Here is a 5,332-nt window from a genome sequence, read left to right as displayed (position 1 = left end):
AGAGTAGAGAGGCTGAAAATTATACATGAACAGCTTGATTAATTTTTGCTTCTAATGCAGTTTGTAATTTCTTAGTCCAGTTTCCAGGTAAACCATTACCGATTTTTTTCCCATCAATCACAATAATCGGCATGATTTCTGCAGTTGTTGAAGACATAAAGAATTCTTCATTTGAATATAAATTCGTTAGCGACATTGGTTCTTCGACTACTGGTAAACCAATTTCTTTGCAACATTCTAAAATCACGTTTCGTGTGATACCATTTAAAATCAGATTTGTAACCGGGTGCGTGTAGAGAACTCCGTCTTTAATACCGTACATATTTGATGAAGAACCTTCTGTAATTAAATCTCCTCTATGTAATAGAGCCTCGAAGCAACCCGCTTCATGCGCTTCTTGTTTGGCCATTACGTTCCCTAGCAAGTTTAGACTCTTAATATCACAGCGCAACCAGCGAACATCCTCAACTGTTTTAGCTGCTACACCATTAGCCATTTGTGAAACAGGACGTTCTACTTCTTTCGTATACGCAGTCAAAACTGGCTCTACCGCATCTGTAGGAAACTGATGCTGACGTGGAGAAGCTCCACGGGTAATTTGCACATACACTTGGCCTGTAGTGATTTCATTTGCTTCAATGAGATCGTACAACATTTTATGAAAAACATCTTTCGTAAAAGGGATTACTAACTTAATTTTATCTGCACTGTTGTAAAAACGGTTAATATGTTCTGTTGCAGTAAACATGCTGCCATCATAAATACGAATGACTTCATAAATACCGTCTCCAAATTGATAACCTCGGTCTTCTTTTGACAACTGAATGTCACCATCTTTTACAAGTCGATCATTCCATAATACCCACATCATAAATATTCCTTCTTTCTAAGATTGATTTGAAGCAAGTTCGCAAATCGCATCTGCGTATATAGCTACTGCTTTGATTAAATTAGGGATATCAACAAATTCATCTACTTGATGAGCCACATCCTTTTCACCTGGGAATAACATTCCGAATGCTACTCCTTTAGTGAGAACTCGGGCATATGTTCCACCACCTATTGAAAGCAAGGAAGCCTTCTCACCTGTTTGACGCTCATACACACGGGATAAACTTTGTATCAGTTCATCTGATTCTTCGATGTAATGTGGTGTTGAATTTGATACCACATCTACAGAAATACTATTTTCTCTTAAAAGTGTCTGGCACTTTGTCACATTCTTATCAAATTCAAACGACACTGAGTAACGTAAACTCACATCCACTGTACCACCGATAGCAGAATCAAATGAAAGAATTCCTGCATTTAATGTTGTGTCACCGGACATTTCATCCTGATAATTTAATGCAAATGCATGCCCTCTCGAGTCATTTAAGAAAGAAGTAGAAACAAAATCAACGAATGTTTTTGAACCAGATGTAGTGACAATTCCTTTTAAAAATTCAGCTAAATAAACTCCAGCATTCACACCTTCATTAGGTTCCATTGCATGTGCGGACTTACCTTCCAAAGTAAGGACGACAACATCATGTTCGAATGCCACTGAACCTTGAAGATTATGTTCCTTCTTAAATTGTTCAAAATCATTTTCAAGTGTATCATGTTTTAGTTGAACTACTGCAGTTGCTAAATCTGGCACCATATTTGTGCGTGTGCCTGCTTGGAATGAATGTAGTTGTTCATCTTCATCCAACTTAGTTGTCGTAAATCGTAAGGTTGCAATGCCTTTTTCTGCATTAATAATAGGGAAATCAGCATCGGGAGCAAAACCGATATGTGGCATTTCTTCTTTTTCAAAATAGCGTTCCACACAACGGAAACCACTTTCTTCATCTGTGCCAATGATTAATCGTACCCGTTTATTTAACGGAATCCCCGCTTCTTTTACTAATTTCATGGCCATCCATGCTGCCATTGTTGGTCCTTTATCGTCTATGGCACCTCTGCCATATAAGCGGTCATTTTCAATATGTCCTTCAAAAGGTGGATACGTCCATCCCTTGCCAGCGGGCACGACATCAACATGACCTAAAATACCAAGAAGCTCTTCGCCTTCTCCCATTTCAATATGACCAGCCATTTGATCTATATTTTTAACCGTCATTCCAGCTTCTTGCCCTTTTTGAAGCATCCACTCTAACGCTTTTAGTGGCTCGGGTCCAAACGGCTGTGAACTTGAAGATTGTTCTTCATCCAGTACACTCGGAATTTGAATAAGTTGTTGTAAGTCTGTTAAAAGTTCTGTTTGTTTATTTTTCGCTTCTTCCATCCAATTAATCACGTTTAAATTCCTCCTGCCACTTTCTTAAAGCTATTTTACACCTTTCAACAAAAAATCATAGGGGTAAAGTCAATTTTTCAATAAACGAACATTATCTGTATCTATCTAATATTCGTTCGCTTTTTTCACTTTGGAATTGTTAAGTCTCTGTAAAATTAAGATATTATGCTAGAAAAATTCAGTAGTTTATTTTATAATTGAATTGTCAGACTACAGTAACCTGACCAACAATTAGAAAAGGGGCTGTCTAAAGGCACTCTATTCAACTAACAGAGTCTGTATTGACTCATTGTCGTCCGCTAGTCTTTGCCAAGAGATTATAAGATGAAGGAGTGGTTCAACACATGAAACCAACTACTGATCGGATGCTTAATCGAATTAAAGACGTGTATATGTACATCCGAGATCACGGAATTGTAACGACACAAGATTTAGTCGATGAATTTGGCATCACTCCTCGCACCGTTCAAAGAGATTTGAACGTGTTAGCCTTTAATGACTTAGTCAGCAGCCCGAGTCGAGGCAGTTGGACAACGACGAGCAAGCGTGTAAGAATGACATCTTAGAAAAATATTCATAACAAAAAAGAATGACCGAAAAATCTCGGTCATTCTTTTTGCTGTAATGCTTCAAGTTCTTCCTCTGTTAAATGGCGGTAATCCCCAAGCTCTATAGTTTCATCCAATTGAAGTGACCCCATACGCATGCGCTTTAAATAGGTCACTTTTTTCCCAACTGATTCAAACATTCGTTTCACTTGGTGGAATTTCCCTTCCATAATAGATAACTCAATTTCGGAGACATCTCCACTAGAAAGGATTGTCAGTTCTCCTGGCTTCGTAAAATAACCGTCATCCAGTGTAACACCCTCTTTAAACTTCATCACATCATCTTCAGTTACTCTACCTTCTATGATAGCAAAATATAATTTAGGTACGTGTTTTTTGGGCGATAACAATTGATGGGTTAAGTGCCCGTCATTCGTTAGAATTAACAATCCTTCAGTATCTTTGTCTAAGCGTCCAACTGGAAACGGTTTAAAATGTTGAGCTAAAGGATCTAGTAGATCAATCACGGTTTTATCGTGTTTGTCTTCCGTAGCTGAAATGACACCAGGTGGTTTATTCATCATTAAGTAAATAAATTCTGTATACACCACTTTTTCACCCATTACTAAAATTTCATCGGCATCTGTGTCAACATGCATGGACACATCTTTCGCAACACATCCATTCACTTCTACCGCTTTGGATTTCAACAATATTTTAACTTCTTTTCTTGATCCATATCCCATATTAGAAAGTAATTTATCTAACCTCATGAAACGACCACCTTACAAACCAAATTTCTTCGTATATTTCGTTAATCGTTCGCCAAACAGTTTTTGAGCAATTCCTAAACGAAGCGCTATAGCCATATAAACCAAACCGCCGATAGCCCCAACAATTAAAATAATGAGTATGGCATCGAATTTCGACTCAGCTGGCATGATTTGAACGACGATCAAGCGTGCAATTGCTGCCACAATCAACATCACGGCATTCATAACTGTAATTAAAGCAATTCTACGTACTAATAGTTTTGAACGATAATCTTGTGTGACAACTAAAACTGCAACGTTCATGAAGATTGCAATACTATACCCGATGACAGTCGCTGCAATTGCGCCATTTGTTTCCCAAAGCGCAATTAAAGGAATATTTAAAGCTAATTTAATTAATAATCCAACTAGTAAGTTTAGAATAATCCATTTCTGTTGGTTTATCCCTTGCAAAATAGCGGCCGTTACAGGGAACAAACTGAAAAGAATAGCTACAGGCAAATAATGAGCCAGAATATCTGAACCTATTACACTTTGCTCATAAAACAAATGATAAAGTTCACTTGCTAGAACAGTCATTCCTACCACTGCGGGAAGAGTTAAAAAATAGAGCACTTGGAACGTTTTATCGAGTGTATTCGATAGTTGTGTATGTTCATTTAATGTGAAGTATTTAGTAATTAAAGGAATTAATGCCATAGAGAATCCTGTTGCCAACATAACAGGAATCATGACCAACTTGTGAGATTGAAAATTCAACATAGCTAAGTAATCACCAGAATCAGCAGCATTTTCTGATCCGCTCATTGCTCTGTTAAAAGTTAGCATATCAACAAATTGAAATAATGGATTCGCAACACCTAAAAAGACTACAGGTACTGCATATACAAGAATTTCCTTATACATATCTGATAATTTCACATTGTGAGATGTCGTTGATTCCTCTAGTAAAACGTTATATTCTGGCTTCTTTTTACGCCAGTAATAATAAAGTACGACAAGACCACCCAAAGCACCAACAAATGCTGATAAAACTGCTACCTCTACTGCGCCTTTAGGTGTCCCATTAAAGACATTAATTACTAAATATGCACCTACTAATAAAAACAATATACGTACTATTTGCTCAATTAATTGGGATAATGCAGTCGGCATCATGAAACTATATCCTTGGAAGAACCCACGTAGCAAGCTCATAAATGGCACCACGATTAAGGCGAAACTGACCCATCTAATAACAGATGCTACATCCTCAACTGAATGATTTTTATCATCATCTCTAATCGTAATGTTAGCTAAAACATCTGCAAAGAAATATAAGAAAAGAAATGATACAAAGCCAGTTATAATCATCGCTAGAAGACCGGACTTTAAAAGTCTTCTTCCAGTTTCATAATCGCCTAAAGAATTATACTTGGAAACATATTTCGAGAAAGCCAGCGGAGCACCCGAAATTGCAACAGCTAACATCAAATTATATGGAATATATGCATATTGGTATAAACCAATATTATCTTCACCCACCATTGCATAGAATGGGATGACATAGATAACACCAAGTATTTTGGATAGGAATAGGCCTAATGTTAATATGGCCGTCCCTTTAAATAATGTATTTGACATGTTTAACTTCCTGACCTCTAAATTTTTAACCTACAGGATATTTTACCCTTCGGACATGAAAACCACAAATAGTTTATAATAAAAGAAAAAAGAGAAAGTGTGTA

Annotated in this window: 5 protein-coding genes; 1 reads left to right on the top strand and 4 read right to left on the bottom strand. The window is 37.0% G+C overall.

From position 1 onward, the window contains the following. Window positions 1–19: 19 nt before the first annotated feature. Window positions 20–871, bottom strand: a complete 852-nt coding sequence (gene dat, locus WBG45_RS15600; protein ID WP_424416008.1) for a D-amino-acid transaminase — start codon at window positions 869–871, stop codon at window positions 20–22. Between the two features lie 15 nt (window positions 872–886). Then, a complete protein-coding gene (pepV, locus tag WBG45_RS15595) occupies window positions 887–2,281 on the bottom strand; it encodes a dipeptidase PepV (RefSeq protein ID WP_424416009.1) in 1,395 nt (464 codons plus the stop codon). 347 nt (window positions 2,282–2,628) lie between these two features. Here pepV and WBG45_RS15590 point away from each other — a divergent pair, with 347 nt between their 5' ends. After that, a complete protein-coding gene (locus WBG45_RS15590) occupies window positions 2,629–2,850 on the top strand; it encodes a DeoR family transcriptional regulator (RefSeq protein WP_108587446.1) in 222 nt (73 codons plus the stop codon). Window positions 2,851–2,891: 41 nt separating this feature from the next. On the opposite strand, the gene WBG45_RS15585 is transcribed toward WBG45_RS15590, so the two are convergent. Together WBG45_RS15585 and WBG45_RS15580 are read right to left on the bottom strand one after the other, a co-directional pair. Further along, on the bottom strand, window positions 2,892–3,605 hold the full coding sequence (locus WBG45_RS15585) for a pseudouridine synthase (protein ID WP_424416007.1): 714 nt from the start codon (window positions 3,603–3,605) through the stop codon (window positions 2,892–2,894). A 12-nt stretch (window positions 3,606–3,617) separates the two neighbouring features. Then, complete coding sequence (locus WBG45_RS15580; RefSeq protein WP_424416006.1) at window positions 3,618–5,228, bottom strand: putative polysaccharide biosynthesis protein; 1,611 nt, start codon at window positions 5,226–5,228, stop codon at window positions 3,618–3,620. Between the last annotated feature and the right edge of the window lie 104 nt (window positions 5,229–5,332).

It is taken from the genome of Paenisporosarcina sp., assembly GCF_049671445.1.
Lineage (GTDB): Bacteria > Bacillota > Bacilli > Bacillales_A > Planococcaceae > Paenisporosarcina.
This window is presented reverse-complemented; position numbering and strand designations above follow the sequence as displayed.

What these genes read in the sequence shown, in the direction of transcription:
- dat (WP_424416008.1), bottom strand. Translation starts at nt 871, where the DNA reads ATGATGTGGGTATTATGGAATGATCGACTTGTAAAAGATGGTGACATT.
- WBG45_RS15590 (WP_108587446.1), top strand. Translation starts at nt 2,629, where the DNA reads ATGAAACCAACTACTGATCGGATGCTTAATCGAATTAAAGACGTGTAT.
- WBG45_RS15585 (WP_424416007.1), bottom strand. Translation starts at nt 3,605, where the DNA reads ATGAGGTTAGATAAATTACTTTCTAATATGGGATATGGATCAAGAAAA.
- WBG45_RS15580 (WP_424416006.1), bottom strand. Translation starts at nt 5,228, where the DNA reads ATGTCAAATACATTATTTAAAGGGACGGCCATATTAACATTAGGCCTA.